The sequence below is a fragment of the Pseudomonadota bacterium genome (assembly GCA_038533575.1).
Classification (GTDB): Bacteria; Pseudomonadota; Alphaproteobacteria; order Rhodobacterales; family Rhodobacteraceae; genus Shimia_B.
Genome location: JBCAYL010000001.1, coordinates 1,273,559 through 1,288,200 on the forward strand (window position 1 = coordinate 1,273,559; position 14,642 = coordinate 1,288,200).

At 65.9% G+C, this 14,642-nt stretch carries 9 protein-coding genes; 1 reads left to right on the plus strand and 8 read right to left on the minus strand.

The window, feature by feature from the left end; translation table 11 throughout:
- Nucleotides 1–3: 3 nt before the first annotated feature.
- The 7 genes from AAFM92_06525 to AAFM92_06555 all read right to left on the minus strand — a co-directional run bounded on the left by AAFM92_06525 (nt 4) and on the right by AAFM92_06555 (nt 9,664).
- The gene (locus AAFM92_06525) at nt 4–1,083 is read right to left on the minus strand and encodes an ABC transporter permease (GenBank protein MEL7300021.1); all 1,080 of its coding nucleotides are present in this window, start codon (nt 1,081–1,083) and stop codon (nt 4–6) included.
- 109 nt (nt 1,084–1,192) lie between these two features.
- Nucleotides 1,193–2,566 (minus strand): CmpA/NrtA family ABC transporter substrate-binding protein, encoded by a 1,374-nt coding sequence (locus AAFM92_06530; protein ID MEL7300022.1) that lies wholly within the window; start codon nt 2,564–2,566, stop codon nt 1,193–1,195.
- A gap of 287 nt (nt 2,567–2,853) precedes the next feature.
- A complete protein-coding gene (locus AAFM92_06535; protein MEL7300023.1) occupies nt 2,854–4,032 on the minus strand; it encodes a CmpA/NrtA family ABC transporter substrate-binding protein in 1,179 nt (392 codons plus the stop codon).
- The gene (locus AAFM92_06540; GenBank protein MEL7300024.1) at nt 4,029–4,613 is read right to left on the minus strand and encodes an ANTAR domain-containing protein; all 585 of its coding nucleotides are present in this window, start codon (nt 4,611–4,613) and stop codon (nt 4,029–4,031) included. Before AAFM92_06540 ends, AAFM92_06535 begins: the two co-directional genes overlap by 4 nt.
- 124 nt (nt 4,614–4,737) lie before the next feature.
- A complete protein-coding gene (locus tag AAFM92_06545; GenBank protein MEL7300025.1) occupies nt 4,738–6,462 on the minus strand; it encodes a flavodoxin domain-containing protein in 1,725 nt (574 codons plus the stop codon).
- A gap of 11 nt (nt 6,463–6,473) precedes the next feature.
- A complete protein-coding gene (locus AAFM92_06550; protein MEL7300026.1) occupies nt 6,474–8,204 on the minus strand; it encodes a NirA family protein in 1,731 nt (576 codons plus the stop codon).
- A 326-nt stretch (nt 8,205–8,530) separates the two neighbouring features.
- A complete protein-coding gene (locus AAFM92_06555) occupies nt 8,531–9,664 on the minus strand; it encodes an acyl-CoA dehydrogenase family protein (GenBank protein MEL7300027.1) in 1,134 nt (377 codons plus the stop codon).
- Between the two features lie 134 nt (nt 9,665–9,798).
- Between AAFM92_06555 and AAFM92_06560 the strand changes: the two genes are divergently transcribed.
- Complete coding sequence (locus AAFM92_06560) at nt 9,799–10,491, plus strand: helix-turn-helix domain-containing protein (protein MEL7300028.1); 693 nt, start codon at nt 9,799–9,801, stop codon at nt 10,489–10,491.
- A gap of 135 nt (nt 10,492–10,626) precedes the next feature.
- Here the strand turns inward: AAFM92_06560 and AAFM92_06565 are convergent, their stop codons facing one another.
- The gene (locus tag AAFM92_06565) at nt 10,627–14,481 is read right to left on the minus strand and encodes an endonuclease/exonuclease/phosphatase family protein (GenBank protein ID MEL7300029.1); all 3,855 of its coding nucleotides are present in this window, start codon (nt 14,479–14,481) and stop codon (nt 10,627–10,629) included.
- Nucleotides 14,482–14,642 lie beyond the last annotated feature (161 nt).

A 14,642-nucleotide genomic window follows, 5' to 3' on the forward strand; every position in this document is an offset into this window, starting at 1 on the left:
GTGTCACCGATGGTTCGAGAAGGTGAAGAGGGACTGGATCGCGTACATCAGGCGGTCGAGCAGGAAGCCGATGATGCCGATGGTGAAGACCGCGACCATGATCCGCGCGAGCGACTGGGAGGAGCCGTTCTGGAACTCGTCCCAGACGAATTTGCCGAGCCCTGGGTTCTGCGCGAGCATCTCGGCGGCGATAAGGACCATCCAGCCCACGCCGAGCGAGAGACGGAGACCTGTGAAGATGAGCGGCAGCGCCGAGGGCAGGACGAGCTTCGTGATCTTGGTCCAAGTGCTCATCTTGAGGACCTTCGAGACATTCACGAGATCCCGGTCGATGGAGCTCACCCCGAGCGAGGTGTTGATGAGCGTGGGCCAGAGCGAGCAGAGCGTCACCGTGATGGCCGAGTTGAGGAACGACTTCGCGAAGAGGCCGTCATTCGTCACGTAAACGGCCGAGACCACCATCGTGACGATGGGGAGCCAGGCGAGCGGCGAGACCGGCTTGAAGATCTGGATGATCGGATTGAGCGCGGCATTCGCGGTGGGCGAGAGGCCCGCCATGATCCCGAGCGGGATCGCGATGACGGAGGCGATCAGAAAGCCGAAGAAGACCGTCTGGATCGAGGTCCAGATCTGCGCGTAGTAGCTCGGCGCCCCGGTATAGGCGCGCTCGACCGGCTCGCGGCCCTGCTCGGCGCGGCGCTCGTTGAGCGTAGCCACCTGCGCCTCGAAGCGAGCCTTTGACTCGGCCTTGTCCTGCGCGTCCTCGTGGAGCGCGACGGCCTGCTCCCAGACCTGCGCGGGCCCGGGGATCGCGCCGAGCGAGGTCTGCACCGTTGGCGCGAGCGTGCCCCAGAGCGTCAGGAACGCGATGATGGCGAGGATCGGCACCCCGAGAAGACGCCAGATCTCGGCGCCCTGAGCTTTCGGGTTGTCCCCCGCCGCGGCCTTCAGGACCGGTGTGAGCCAGGAAAGGCCCAGCACCTGGAACCACTTGTCGGCGGCGTTGATGCGGGTGAAGAGCCGGACTTTGCGCGCCTCGCGCGCTTCCTCGGGGCTCAGGCTGTCGGGGTCGATGGCGGTCATGGCGACGTCCTCGGGGGAAAATCTTGAATGGGGGCCGCGGGTCGTGCCCGGGCCGGGGAGGAAGCGTGGCGAGGCCCCGGGCCGAGACCCGGAGACTCGCCGTTCCGGATCAGCCTTGCACTTCGTTGCCGACGACGGTCTGGCCCGTCTTCAGCCCGATGGGCAGGCTTTCGAGGTACGCATTGGGCGCGCGGCCGTCATAGGCGATGCCATCGATGATGTCGGCGGCAGGCGTTGGTGCCTTGAAGCCGTCGCTCTCCCAGGGGAAATCTGCTTCGTTGGCGAGGCCATCGTCCACGAGCAGGCGTGCCGCTTCGAGATAGATGTCCGGCCGGTAAACGCTTTCAGCCACCTCGAAGTACCACTGGTCATCCTTCGTCTCGGCAATCTGCCCCCAGCGGCGCATCTGCGTCAGGTACCAGATGGCGTCGGAATAGTAGGGATAGGTCGCGTTGTAGCGGAAAAAGACGTTGAAATCCGGGATGTCGCGGCGGTCGCCTTTCTCGAACTCGAAGAATCCGGTCATCGAGTTGGCGATGACCTCGGCATCGGCACCCACGTATTCGGGGCGCGAAAGCATCTCGACGGCCTCGAGGCGGTTGGCGTTGTCATTCTCGTCGAGCCAGATCGCGGCGCGGATGAGCGCCTTCACGATGGCCTTCGTCGTGTTGGGGTTCTCGTCGGCGAACTCCTTGGTGATGCCGAAGACCTTCTCGGGGTTGTTCTTCCACATCTGGTAATCGGTGATGACTGGCACGCCGATGCCCTTAAACACCGCCTGCTGGTTCCACGGCTCGCCCACGCAATAGCCATGGATCGTGCCCGCCTCGAGCGTCGCCGGCATCTGCGGCGGCGGCGTCACGGAGAGGAAGACGTCCGCGCCGATCTGGCCGGAGATGTTATCGGGCGAGTAATAGCCGGGCTCGAGCCCGCCCGCGGCCAGCCAGTAGCGCAGCTCGTAATTGTGCGTGGAGACCGGGAAGACCATGCCCATGTTGAAAGGCTCGCCGCGGTTCGCGAATTCCTCGACCACCGGCGTCAGCGCGGAGGCGGAGATCGGATGCACCGGGCGCCCGTCATCCATGGAGGGGATATTGGGCCGCATCATCTCCCAGACCTCGTTCGACACGGTGATGCCGTTGCCGTTCAGGTCCATGGAGAAGGGGGTGATGATATGGGCTTCGGTGCCATAGCCAATGGTCGCCGCGAGCGGCTGGCCAGCCAGCATGTGCGCCCCGTCGAGCGTGCCGTCGATGACCCCGTCGAGCAGCACCTTCCAGTTCGCCTGCGCCTCGAGGGTCACGAAGAGCCCCTCGTCGAGGAAGTAGCCGTTCTCGTAGGCCACCGCGAGCGGCGCCATGTCGGTGAGCTTGATGAAGCCGAAGGTCAGCTCGTCCTTTTCGAGCTCCAGCAGTTCAGCAGCGGCTGGGCTCGTCAGCGCGGCGGTCATGGCCGCGGCTGCAAAGAGTTTCCTGGCGATCATGGATGTCGATCCTTTCCATGGGGCGCGGGAGGACGCGCCGGGTAATGTGCCGGGCCCGGGGGCCCAAAATGACAAAAGCCGCCTGTAATCCACGGGAGGGAGAGACCGTGGTCACAAGCGGCTTCGCTTCGGAGAGTGCCCGAGCATCCGGGCGGTATGAGAGCGGGCATCCTTGCCCTGGGCTTCGTTATGGCCCGGAGAGGGGCGCAGAAGAATTGAAAGTTCCAGATCGGGGCGCTTTTTCTGCGGTTGCAGCATGCGCCGGTGTCCCGTTGCTCAAATCTTGTTCAATGCGTCCCGGACGGCTCGAAAATGCGCCCGTCGAAGAACGTGTCCCGGGAGAGAATCAGCCGCCCGCCCATGGAGCCCACCGCCGTCGGTTCCACCATGGCCCCCTCGAGCTTGGCCGATGCGGAGGGCAGATCATGGGCCACGCCCGACAGCGCCTGCCGGTAGATATCGGAGCGGAAGGTGCTCCGCCCCGCCTCCGCCGCGCTCTCCGGCGGTAGCTTGGCGCGCTCGGCCAGCTGGCGCGCGATCCACTCCGCCTGGCTTTTCCACGGGAAGCCGGCCGCACCGTCGAAGAACTCGAGGAACCCCGGCGCGAGACGCCTCTCTCCCGCGGGATTGATGCCAAACTGCCCGCTCAGCGCGGGCTCGAGCAGTTCGGGTGCGAGGTGAAGATAGGCCTCTTGGCTCAAGAGCTCGGTCGCGAGCGCGCGGGAGCCCGGCTGCGCCAGCCAGCGCGCGGCCCGCCAGGTGGCCCGGATGAGACGGCGCGCGACGTCCTGCTGAGGCGCGATCCAGTCAGCGCGCACCGCGATGACCTTTTCGGGCGCGAAGGCCCAGATCGCCGCGCCCGGAAGAAGAAGTTCGCCCACGCCGGCCTCCACGGAGCGCGATCCCCAGGGCTCGCCCACGCAGAACGCATCGATTTCGCCCGCCTCCAGCGCATCTTTCATTAGGGGTGGTGGAACGGTGCGGATGTCCACCGACTGGGGCGCTGGAAGGCCCAGCGCCGTCAACCAGTAGAAGACGAGCTCCGCATGCATGGAAAACGGGAACGGGACGCCGATGCGCAGCCCCCTCGGCTTTGCACGTATAAGCGCGGTGCCCGCGGCGTGCGCATCGGCGAAATCGAAGCCGTGCCCGCCCTCGCGCATGGCGGTGGCCAGCGCGCGGCTCACGCCGATGACATTGCCATTGACCGACAGGACCGAGAGGGCATGGAGCGGTGCCCCTGCCCCGCCGAGCCCCAGCGCGGAGGCCACGGGGACCGGGGAGAGCATGTGCGCGGCGTCCACATGTCCGAAACAGAGCCTGTCGCGCAGGAGCGACCATGTCCCGGCTTTCTCCAACGTGAGCTTGAGCCCCTCTTCTTCCGCGAGCCCCATCTCGGCGGCCACGATGAGCGGGGCGGCATCAACCAGCGGGATGAACCCGATCTTGAGCGCATCGAGCTTCATGACAGGAGGCTCGCCGAGTTCACCAGGGCGGAGGCCACGTCCGCCATGCGCTTGCCCTGGTCCATGGCCGCCTTGCGCAAGAGGGCGTAGGCCTCTTCCTCTTCCACGCCGCGGGCCTTCATGATGAGGCCCTTGGCCCGGTCGATCACCTTGCGCTCCTCGAGCGCGCGCTTCGTCTCGGCAAGCTCGGTGCGCATCCTCTGGAACATGCGAAACCGCGCGATGGCCGCGTCCATGACGGGCTTCACCCGGTCGGGCCGCATCCCGTCCACGACATAGGCCGACACGCCCGCCTCGATGGCCGCCTGCGTCAGCGCATCATCCGAGCGATCCACGAACATCGCCACGGGACGCTCCATGGGCGCCGAGGCGATGGCCAGCTCCTCCAGCATGTCGCGGGAAGGATGCGTCATGTCGATGAGGACGAGGTCCGGCGAGAATTGCTGGATCTGGCGGCGCAGGGAGGAGGCCTCGGCGATGACCTGAATGCGGTCATAGCCCGCATCCTGCAGGCTATCGACGATCTCGAGCGCCCGCTCCCGGTCCGCTTCAACGACAATTATGGAAAGTTCGTCAGTCACTTGGCTAGGCGTAGGGCTGCGCCCGATGGCAGTGTAGCAAGACATGGGTCGCATCGATCCATGCCCCGGCGTCACGACCAGACATGCCGCATTATTGGGCGCGGCGACGCTGAGATGCGCAGGATCAATACACGTCACGTTGGTAGCGGTGGCTTGCGGCCATGGTATCGAGGTAGCCGCGCGCGGTGTCCTCATCGCCGCCAAGGCCCCTGGCGATGATGCGCAGAAGCGCTTTTTCCACGTCGACGGCCATCCGGGAGGCGTCACCACAGACATAGACGGCGGCGCCCTCTTCGAGCCACTGAAAGACCTCGTCCCCGCGCTCTTCGAGCCGGGTCTGGACATAGACCTTTTCCGCCCCGTCGCGGGACCACGCGAGGGAAAGCTCGCAGAGGCCCTGCCCGGCCCAGGCCTCGAGTTGATCTCGGTAGAGGAAATCCGTCGCCTCGTGCTGGTCGCCGAAGAAGAGCCAGTTCCGCCCCGTCGCCCCGCGCGCGGCCCGCTCCTCGAGAAAGGCGCGGAAGGGGGCGATGCCCGTGCCCGGCCCGATCATGATGAGGGGCGTCGCGTCATCGGCGGGCGGATGGAAATGCGCGCTTTTCTGGACGTAGACCCCGACCATGCCCCCTTCCGCGAGCCGCTGACCAAGGAAGGTGGAGGCCACGCCCTTGCACGCGCGATCATTGAGCTCGTATGCCACCTCGCCAACGGTGAGATGGACCTCGCCGGGATGGGCCTTCGGGCTCGACGAGATCGAATAGAGCCGCGCCTGGAGCGGGCGCAGGGCCGAGACGAGCGTCTGCGCATGGCACGGGCCCAAGATATCGAGGAGTTGAACGCCCTCCTTGGGATCGGTCCCCAGCGCCTCGAAGGTCTTCGGCGTCACGGTCACGATGTCGAGCTGTGTGGCGAGGGCCGCGCGCAGCCGCGCGGGCCCGGATTTGAGCACTACGCTCTCCTTGCCCGTGAGCCCTGCTGCGTCGAGCACCTTCTGCACCTCGCTCGGGCAATTCACTGGGACGACACCCAGCGCATCTCCGGCCGCATAGTCGAGATCGGCCCCACCCCCGGCGAGGGAGATCTCGATATGGTTCACGCATTTCGCGCTGCCCTCCTTCGAGAGTGTTTCGCACGCCAGCAGCGTGGCCGGGAACGGGCGGGACTTGTCGTAGGCCGGCGCGACCGTCGCATCGATCACGGGCGCCGCAGACGCAGCGCCGGCGGCGGCACTGAAGGCTTCCGTGGCGAAGACCTCTGCCTTCCACGCCGCGTAGTCGTCGTCGAAATCCACGTCGCATTTCACGAGATCGGCGACCCGCGTGGCCCCGAGCGCACCAAGCTGCGCGTCGATCTCCACCGCGCATTGGTTGAAACCGGCATAGGAAGTGTCGCCCAACCCGCAGACCGAGAAGTTCAAGCTGGGCGGCAGCGTGTCGGCGGCCATGAGCGCCCCGTGAAACTTCGCGGCGTTGTCGGGCGGCTCGCCCTCGCCGAAGGTGGAGACGATGATGGTGACGTGGTGCAGGCCCGCCAGCTCCTCCATCGACACTCCGTTGAGCGCGCGGATCTCGGCACCGAAGCCTTGTGTGGCCGCGAATTTCTTCAGGTCCTTCGCGAGCACCTCGCAATTGCCCGATTGGGAGCCGTAGAGGATGTGCATCTCGGTAAGCGGGGTCTCCTCCCCCTCGCCTTTCGCCGCGGCGGCGATGGCCGAAAGGCCAGTGAGGAGTCCATTGAGCCACTGGCGTTGGGCGTCATCGAAGGGCGCGTCGGGGCCGACGAGCTCCACCTGCGGCGCATCGGCCTTCATGGCCAGTTCGAGCGATTGCTGGATCAAGGGGGCGTTCATGGCATCATTCCTCAGGCGGCCTTGGCCGCGGGCAGAAGGGTGGAAAGCTTGGCATCCGGAAGGCCGCGGACAAAGGCGAGGAAGCTCTCGCCAGGCGCACGGCGTGCCAGATAGCTGCCGACGACGTGTTCGACGATTGGCAGGATGTCGGCGGCGGCGACGGGCCCCACGAGCGGCCGCGCGAGCCCCTGGTCGAGGTCCGAGCCACCGCCGATGACGATGTTGTAGCCCTCGCCTCCGCCCGGCGCCGATGCGCCGACGAGCCCGATATCGCCCACGTAGTGCTGTGCGCAGCTGTTTGCGCAGCCGGTGAGGTGGATGTTGATGGGCTGATCGAGCGTGAAGCGCGCCTCGAGGTGCCGGGTGAGCGCGAGGGCGTCTTCCTTGGTGTAAGCGGAGGCCATCTTGCAGGCCCACTTGCCCGTGCAGGCAACGACACCCGCTGCAAAGGCCGAGGCGCGGCAGGGCATGCCGGAGGCCTCGAGGATCTCGACGACCTCTTTGGTGTCGGTGGATGGGATCCAGGGCAGGATCGGGTTCTGCCAGACGGTGAGCCGGATATCGCCCTCGCCAAAGGTGCGCGAGACTGCGGCCAGCGTGCGCATCTGGTCCGGGCTCAGGCGACCGAGCTCCAGCGCCACGCCGACATAGCTCAGCCCCAGCTGCTTTTGCGGGTGAACCCCGATATGGGCCTGCCGATCGACGGGCGTGCGCGGGCGGTCATGGGAGCGGTCTACGCGTGCGAGCGTGATGCCGCGCGCATCGAGCTTTTCCTGCGTGCGCTCGATAAACCATTCGACGCCCTCTTTCTCGAGGAGGTACTTCAGGCGCGCTTTCTTCCGGTTCGTGCGATCCCCTTGCTCAACGAAAACGCGCAGCATCGCCTCGGAGACGTCCACCGTCTCCGCGGGACGGCAGAGAAGCCCGGTGTCACGTGCGAAATCCTTGTGGCCAGTGATCCCGCCCAGCGCGATCCGGCACCAGAGCCCGGCCTCCACCGGCGCGCCCTCTTCGATGATCGTGGCGGTGAAGGCGATGTCGTTGGTGTCCGACAGGCAGGAGACGCGACCCGCATTGTCGAAGCTGATGTTGAACTTCCGCGGGATGCCCTGCAGCTCGCGCGTCTTCAGGATGCGGGTGGAGAGCCGCTTGGCCTCCGCGGTCATGTCGCAGAGCTCCTCTTGATCGAAGCCCGCCGTGGGCGTCACGGTGAGGTTGCGCGCGCTGTCGGCGCCGGTGCCCTGGGCTGTCAGGCCCGCGGCCTCCAGCGCCTGGATGAAGGCAATGACGTGCCGCGGTTTGATCTCCCGGATCTGGATCGAACCCCGCGTGGTGACGTGGGCATAGCCGCCGCCGAACTCCTCCGCGCAGGCGGCCAGCGCCTCCATCTGATCGGCGCGCAGCACGCAGGCGGGCGCGCGTAGCCGCATCATGTAGCCCTGGCTCGCAGGCTCCACGTTGAAAAAGCCAAGATGGCGCAGAAGGAACTGATCGAGCCCCTCGGCCATGACATCCTCTTTCGTCCACGCCTCGAGGCGCGCCCAGATATCGAGCGGGTGCTCCTTGTGCTTGGCCACCTCTTCCTTGCAAAGATCCTCGAGTGGCGTGCCGTAGACGCTCTCTTCCACGGCAGCAGCCCCGCCTCCGGCCCCGGCGGGCGCAAAGGCCTTGTGCAGGTTCAGGCCCATGAGGACACGGGCGAGATACTCCTGCTGCTCACGGGTAAAGCCTTGGTTGGACATAACGACAGTCGCCCCTGCGCGGCCCATCAATGCGGGGCCAGAAGGTCTGAGATGGCGAAGCTCGTCAGTGGGCTTCAGGCAAACACGGCCACGGGGCCGGGATGACAGCACTGTCAGCGATGGTGCTGCCACGCGTGCACGATGATCGCAAGGGTGGCGCGCACGCCACGCGCCCGGTCAGCCACAGCGCGAGGAAAACGGCGCGCGTCTGGCCAGACTTGCGCGCCGTTGCCCGGTTTTTGGTCACTCTTCGCATGGGCTCCCCGGAGCCACAGGCCCGTCTCGAGCGGTATCTCCGGAGGCTGCCAGTGCGAGGCGAGTGCAGATCAGAAGATCGTCTCGGTGGGCTGCCCGAGCGCCAGCGCGCCTGCATACTCCGCCTGGATTTCCTTTTGCAGCGGATGGTACCGCGCCGCCTGGATGTCGCGGAAGAGACGCTCCAGCTCCGCCTTGCGGTAAAAGCCCACCCCGCCTGCCAGCTCCAGCGCCAGCTCGACGGCCCGGATCGCATTCTCCTCGACCAGCCTGCGCCCGGTCATCGCCTGCCCCACCGTCTCGGCGCTCGGCGCGTTGCGTTCGCAAGTGGCGATCATGTGCTCGTGGGCGAGCCGCGCGGCCGTGAGCGCGGTCTCCATGCGTCCGGCCCGGTCCCGCAGGAGCGCGGAGGGCGGACGCTTCGCGGCGATTTCGACCGCGATGTCGCGCGCCCGCTCGGCCACGCCGAGATAGACCGCATAGATGAGCGGGAAGGCAATGTTGCCCAGCATGAAGAAGATCGGGTGCCAGACCCCCTGCGGACGCCGCGCCGCCACCTTGTCGTCAGGCAAAAAGAAGCCGTCGATCATGACGTCGTGGCTCCCTGTGCCGCGCATCCCGAGCGTGTGCCACGTGTCGAGGATGCTGACCTCCGGCGCCGACATCGGGCAGGCGAAATGGATGATCGTGCCGCCCTCCTCCGGCGTCACCGCGCTGGTCATCAAGAGATCGCCCGCCGGCGCGCCGGACACGAAGAGCTTGCGCGCCGTGATCCTGTAGCCGCCATCGACCTTCTCCGCCTTGCCGGAGCCGCCGATCCAGTCCCCGCCCCCCGAGGAGAGCAGGACGAGCTTTTCATCCACGATCCGCCGGAGGAGCGGCTCCGTCTTGTCGCGGGTCTCGGTCTGGTGATGCCAACGCCAGGCCGGAAAGGCGACCTGGTGGGTATGCATCGAGAGCGCGAGCGCCGTCGACGAGCAGCCATGGGCGAGCTCCCGCAGCATCGCGCAGAGCGTGCGGACATCCGCCCCGCCCCCGCCGAGCTCGGCAGGCACGCCCGCATCGAGCAGTCCCGCATCCCGGGCCATGGCGTAGCTCTCGGCGACGAAGCTGTCATCGTCGTCCCGGGCGCGCGCCTCCTTGGCGCATTTCGCTGCGAGCGTGCGTGCAACCGCGACGAAATCTCGGTTCGCCGTGCGGTCCATGAGGTCAGTCTGGGCCATGTCATCCTCCCTGGATCCTGTGCCGTCTATGTCCTCAGGCTCGTCCGAATCTGCGCTTCCGTGATAGTCCAGTAAGTGAATCTCGCAGGTGACCCGCGCTCTGGAAGGAGGAAACCATGGAGATTACCAATCTTTACAGTCAGTTCTGCCCGGTCGCGATGGCCTCGGAGGTGATCTGCACCCGCTGGACCCCGCTCGTGATGCGCGAGCTCCTGTGCGGGTCGGTGCGGTTCAACGACATCCGCAAGGGTGTCCCCAAGATGTCGCCCAGCCTCCTGTCGAAGCGCCTCAAGGAGCTTGAGCGTGCGGGCGTGGTGCGGACGGCCAAGGGCAAGGGTGGCGCGCCGGAATACCATCTCACGCAGGCAGGCGAAGAACTGCGCCCGCTCGTCATCGGGATCGGCAATTGGGGCCAGCGCTGGGTGGAGTCGCGGCTGTCGCTGCGCAATCTCGATCCGTCGCTCCTCATGTGGGATATCCGCCGCAATTTCACCCCCGACCCGCGACCGGATCGCCGGTGCACGATTCAGTTTCTGTATCCCGAATTGCCGGAACTGCTGCGCGACTGGTGGCTCCTCGTGGATGCGGAGGGGACAGATCTCTGCCGCACCGACCCGGGCTTCGAGGTCGATATCCTCGTGACCTCGGACCTCCGCGCCTTCACGTCCGTGTGGATGGGCATCTCCACGCTCACCGATGAGATGGACGCCGGCGCCGTGACGATCGACGCGACGCCCACGCTGGAGGCGAGCCTGAAATCCTGGCTCAAATACAGCGTCTTCGCGCCCCAGGAACGCATGGTCACCTAGCCGCGAGAGGCCCCCGATCCGGGTTCTCCTGCCCGGTCAGGACGACGGAAACTCATCCATGACGTCTGGCGCCCCCACGCCCCGGCATGGACGCCGGGGCGGCAGGGCACGCTGGCGCGCGAAGTGGACCCGGACTCAGACGAAGATCTCGTCCTCGACCACGGTGAAGACAAAGCTGTCGACCGTGAACTCCGTGCCGTCCAGCGCGGAGAGGCGGACCTCGTCAAAGGTGCTCCGGCCGAGGTCTCCGGAAAAGTCACCATCGGCAGCGTCTGCCGCGAGCGTGCCCACGAGCGCGCCTTCGTCGAAGAAGGCCACCTCCACGAGGGCTTCACGGGTCTTGCTCCCGAAGCTGAACTCGAACTCCACCGCCTCCCGGGCGCTGTCGCGCAGGGAGAAGCTGAGCGCCTCATCGCCGTCCACGGCGCGCGTGTCGCGGCCGAAGAACCCGTCGTCGAGGGAGCGGATGCCGATCTGCCCCTTGAGGATGGTCAGGAGCTCCGGGTCGGTCGGGTCGATGGCGTTCACGTCGATCCCGACATCGGTAAACCTCAACTCGTTGCGCAGGGCCCCGATGCGGTCGGTGTCGACCACGACGCCGTCGATGAGTTCACTCGCGACCGAGCGGAAGAACCCCTTGCTCTCGAGCTCCACCGCCAGCGTCTCCGTACCCGGCAGGAAGAAGCGCGCGACGATCGGATCGTGGTCGGAGGCCCGCGACGCCGTGGCCGCGAACTCGGAATTCACGTGGACAATGTCGACCTCCGCCGTCTCGTCGAGGCTGTCGGAGACAAGGATGTGATCGAGCGACTGGCTGTTGCCCTGGAAGATGAAGCTGTAGCGCTCATCCTCGTCGATGTCGTTGGTGAGGTTGTTCAGGCCCGAATTGGTTTCGAGCTCGAGGACCGGAGACACGAACTCGAACTCGTTGAAGTCACCGAGCACCGCCACGTTGGCCCCGGGGGCGAGCCCTTCGACGAAGTCCTGCACCGCGCGGCTCTGAGCCTGGCGCTCGTCGAGGCTGCCATTGACGCTGACATCCTCCTGTCGGGCCGTGAAATCCTGCTCGATGCCGAGGATCGGCGCGGAGCCGCCCTTGGACGAGAAATGGTTGTTGACCACGGTCACCGTCTCACCGTTGAAGGCAAACTCCGCCACGAGCGGCAGGCGCGCGCCCTCGAAGGCCTCGCCCTCTCCCTGCCCGCCGATGGTCTGGACCGAGCCTTCCACGAGGTCCACCCGGTCTGGATTGTAGAGGAAGGCGGTGCGGATGTTGCCGCCGGGCTGTCCGCCCGATGCATTGTCGGTGATGAAGGTATTGTCGATCACCGCGTAGGACGGCCCCCCGGCGGCCTCGATGGCGGCGGCGAGCAAGGCGAGCGTCTCGGAGGCCGACGTGGTGCCGTCATTGGAGGAGCCGTTATTGTCCTGCACCTCCTGCAGGCCGACGATGTCGGGGCTTCCCAGATTTCCAACGATCTGCGCGGCAATCGCATCGAAACGGCCATCGGCCACATCTGTATCCCCGTCGCCGTCATTGGGATCGAGGTTCAGGACATTGTAGGTGGCCACGGTCAGCTCGTTCGCGCTTCCGGTGAGCTCGGTCGTTTCGGCCGTGAGCGGCCCGGGCTCCACGGTCGCGGTGAAATCCATCGTGGGCAGGATCTCGAAATAGCCGAAGCTGTAATTCACGACCCCGGTCATATCTCCCAGCGCGTCGCCCGCATTCACCTCGGGGAGGTCGAAGTCGAAGATGCCGCTGTCCTCGTCGATCTGGATTTTCTCGGGGTTGAAGTCGTCGGGCGAGATGTTGAGCGTGCCGCGGTCGGAAAGGCCCGTTGCCCCCGCGCCGCCATCGGCCACGGCGTAGATTTCGCCGAACCGGTTCGTCCCGGACACCGCCACGAGATCGGTGGCGGTGACGAGCATGCCCTCGAGGCTTTCAAAGAAGTCTATGCCGTCCTCGCCGGGCTCGTAGGCAGTGAAGGCATCGTCATCGATCGACGTGTTCGGCACGGACCGCTCCCCCGGATCCTCTCCAAGCCGCACCGCCGTGGGCAGCGCGTTGCCCGTCGACTCCACCGTGATTTCGGAGACGTTGGTGAGCTGCGTCGTCGGCAGGTTGCGGGAGTCCGTATCGCCGGGGAAGAATTCCGCCACCTGAGCGGTGATCGTGATCGCGTCACCTTCGGCCACCGAGGGGCGCGCGCCGGTGAAAACGAAGATCGCATCGGAGGTGGCATCGTCGCCGTCGCCCGTGGCGTCCTGCAGGTAGAAGCCGTTGGAATCCGTGGCCGTGACCACGCCCTCCGTCGTGACGAACTCGCCCAGGATGTTAAGCGTGTCTTCGGGCAGCGTGGCGAAGAAATCCTGCACAGACTGCCCGTCGCCGAGCACGAACTCCGACACATGGCCGGCGCCCTGGATCTCGTAGATCGAGACGAATTCGATGTCGCTCGCAGAGACTGCTACCTCGACAACCGGCACGGCGAGGCCGTCATAATCGGCATCGTCGGAGGAGACGGTGTGATCGATGTCCACGATTTCAGCCAGTTCAGGCAGGTCATCATCGACCGCCGTCACGGACACGACCTGCGGCGTGGCGAAATTTTCGGCGTCGAAGGTCAGCGTTGCAGGGACCACGTCGAGATCCGGGCCGGTGCTGATCTCGATCGTCACCGGGGCGGACGGGGCCGTGGCCAGCGTCACCTCGTAGGCATCCCCCAGGGGATCGCCCTCGTCGGCCACGAGGCTCAGGTCGGACAGCAAGACCGCCGGCTGCGGTCCGGAGCCATCGGCGACGCCCGTGATCTCGAGGTTCTGCAGGGCGACCGCCTCGGTCCCGCCATCGCCCGAGGCTTCGAGCGCGATGGTCAAAACGCTGCCCGCCCCCGCGATGCCCGCGCTGAAGGTCTGGAGCACATTGCTCAGGGCCGTGCCATCGACGAGGAGCGGATCGTCCAGCGTCACCTCCGTACCGCTCTCGAGGGTATAGGTCTGGGTGGCGCCCTCATCGACATTCGACGCGAAGAGTTCCACCTCGGGCGCGCCATCGAGGCTGGCCAGGATGCGGAAGCCGTCGGGGCTCCCCCCGGACGCTTCGAAATCGCCCATCGCACCGATATCGACGGAGAAGGTGAGCGCCGTGAAGCCCGATACGTCAAATTCCCATTCAGCGCGCGCCTCGCCCGAGGGATTGTCACCATTGTCGATGTCCACGATGCCGAAGAACGTATCGACATTGCTCTCGTCGATGATCCCCTGGGTGTCGCCTGTGAAAATCGAGGCAGAGTCATCGTAGACGGCGAACGGCCCGTCCGGGCGCTGAAGGACGCCGAACGCGTCCCCAGCGCTGGCGAAGGCGGGCGCGAAATTCGTGAAGCTCAGGAGGTTCTGGTCGGCGCTGTTGCGCAGGTCGAAGGCAATGAGTTCCGGCTCAGGATCTCCCACGGTGAAAGGCCCGGTGGGCTGCACGACGCGGGTGCTGTTCGATCCGGACCAATTCGACGGGTCATTGATGGCAGCCTGCAGTTCCTCGCGCGTTCCGCTCGTAATCCCGACATAGACGGCGTTGTCGACCTCCGGGATCGCCACCGCGCTCTGCCCGAGGACAAGCCCTGTCGGCAGCGCCGAGGTGTTGGAAGAGGTCGCGTCCTCCTCGTAGATGCTGCCATTGGAATGGATCGAGGCGATGAAGGACGGGCTCGTGGCGTCGCCCTGGTAGGCGTGGATCTGGTCGCCCAATGCCGAGAAGGCGACGCCGCTGACGGCCGGGATGACGACCGTGCCGGCGGAAAGATCGCCCGGCGCGGCCCAGGTGAAGGTCCCCTCGGTATCGCGGAACGCACCAAGCGACAGCCACCCGTTATCGGTAAAGCTGATCTCGGTCCCTGCGGTGATATCGGTCAGGAGGACAAACGAGAACTCGTCCGGGTTGTCGAAGTTGAAGCCGGTGAAGGCGATATCGCCCGCGAAAAGCGTCGTCGGCATGAGAGTCTCCCGTCTGAGTGGCGCCGCAAGGGCTCAGCATGAGTCGTGGTGAGCGCTAATCGGCGCGCATCCCCGATGGTCACGCGATTCAGTAGCTGTCCAATGCAACTCTTTTAAGAAGCGGCATGTCTTCCCGTCATTTCAAGGTGCTTGAACCTGGT

Bases quoted from the DNA above. Each gene is read 5' to 3' on its own strand.
- AAFM92_06525 (MEL7300021.1), bottom strand. From the start codon at position 1,083: ATGACCGCCATCGACCCCGACAGCCTGAGCCCCGAGGAAGCGCGCGAG.
- AAFM92_06530 (MEL7300022.1), bottom strand. From the start codon at position 2,566: ATGATCGCCAGGAAACTCTTTGCAGCCGCGGCCATGACCGCCGCGCTG.
- AAFM92_06535 (MEL7300023.1), bottom strand. From the start codon at position 4,032: ATGAAGCTCGATGCGCTCAAGATCGGGTTCATCCCGCTGGTTGATGCC.
- AAFM92_06545 (MEL7300025.1), bottom strand. From the start codon at position 6,462: ATGAACGCCCCCTTGATCCAGCAATCGCTCGAACTGGCCATGAAGGCC.
- AAFM92_06550 (MEL7300026.1), bottom strand. From the start codon at position 8,204: ATGTCCAACCAAGGCTTTACCCGTGAGCAGCAGGAGTATCTCGCCCGT.
- AAFM92_06555 (MEL7300027.1), bottom strand. From the start codon at position 9,664: ATGGACCGCACGGCGAACCGAGATTTCGTCGCGGTTGCACGCACGCTC.
- AAFM92_06560 (MEL7300028.1), top strand. From the start codon at position 9,799: ATGGAGATTACCAATCTTTACAGTCAGTTCTGCCCGGTCGCGATGGCC.
- AAFM92_06565 (MEL7300029.1), bottom strand. From the start codon at position 14,481: ATGCCGACGACGCTTTTCGCGGGCGATATCGCCTTCACCGGCTTCAAC.